At 68.3% G+C, this 1,342-nt stretch carries 1 pseudogene; it reads left to right on the plus strand.

Going from position 1 to position 1,342, the window contains the following annotated elements:
* Positions 1 to 1,342: pseudogene (locus tag WX88_RS31900) on the plus strand (hypothetical protein); the annotation flags it as partial.

Consider the following 1,342-nt stretch of genomic DNA (forward strand, 5'->3'; position numbering starts at 1 on the left):
CATCAATTCGTCGAACACCGGGAACTACGGCGACGGCACCTTCGGCGACCCGGCCACGGGCTATCTGTACACGAGCACGGCCATCGCGGGCACCTACGAGTATGCCCGGGTGCTGAGCTACAACAGCACCACGGGCCTGCTCACGCTGGCTGCGCCCCTGGTCAATGCCTATTTGAATGCCCCGGCCACGGCCACGGCCGGGCAGCGCACCTTCCAGGTGGTGCGGGTGCCCCAGTACGGCAACGTGACGCTGGGCGGCACCATTAGCGCCCTGCAATGGGACGGCGCCAAAGGGGGCATCGTGGCGATGGATGTCGCGGGCCGGCTCAACATGGGCACCTTTGCCATTTCGGCCACCAGTCGCGGCTTCCGAGGGGGGCAAACCATCCTCAAACCATCCGTTAGCGATGCACAGACGGACTATCGCCGGCCCTCCAACACGGCCCAGAACACTGGCTCCAAGGGGGAGGGTATTGCGGGTACCCCCCGCTATACCGCCTTTATCAACGCAGCCCGCACGGCGGTTCTCACACAAGACAATATCATAGATGGCTACCCTGGTGGCAGCGATGGCAAGGGAGCTCCTGCCAACGCGGGCGGGGGAGCTTCCGCGAGTAATGCGGGCGGCGGCGGCGGCGGTAACGGCGGCGGCGGGGGCATCGGAGGTTTCCAGGCGGGAAACACGGCCTCAGCCCGGGCCTTTGGCGGCGCCACTTTTGCAGCGCCTTCTTCAGCTCGCCTCCTCATGGGTGGCGGCGGGGGAGCTGGCACTGCTGATGACGCCGTGGCGGCCTCCCTTCCAGGGGCAAACGGCGTACAAGGCGGCGGAATTGCCGTGGTGCGCGCCGGTAGCCTGACGGGTACTACCGGGGCAGCTATCGATGCGACCGGGGAAGGCGGCTTATTTATTGCCTTCACTGGTGCCGCCAACGACGGCGCTGGTGGCGCGGGAGCCGGCGGGACCGTCGTGCTTTCGGTCCGGGATGGTTCGCCCGTAAGTAGTGTTACTTCTAATGCTGGTGGTGGTACCGGAGGCAATAACTCTTCAACGGCCACTGGCCCCCACGGCCCGGGCGGGGGCGGCGGGGGCGGCTTCATCTATACCAACGTTACCCTGGGGAGCACCTCCGTCGCCGGCGGCGCGGCCGGCACGACGAACAACGCGGGGGGCCCGGCCCAGACCTTTGGCAACACACCGGGCAGCGCGGGCCGGATCGTGGTGCTGCCGCGGCCAGCGGCGACTGGTGGGGCCGGTACCGGCCAGGCCGGCACGGCCAGCGGCGGCACGGTCGGCACCCAGGCCAGCGCCGACTGCAACGACGCCCCCACCGCTGCCACCGAC

It is taken from the genome of Hymenobacter terrenus, from assembly GCF_000972495.1.
Classification (GTDB): Bacteria; Bacteroidota; Bacteroidia; order Cytophagales; family Hymenobacteraceae; genus Hymenobacter; species Hymenobacter terrenus.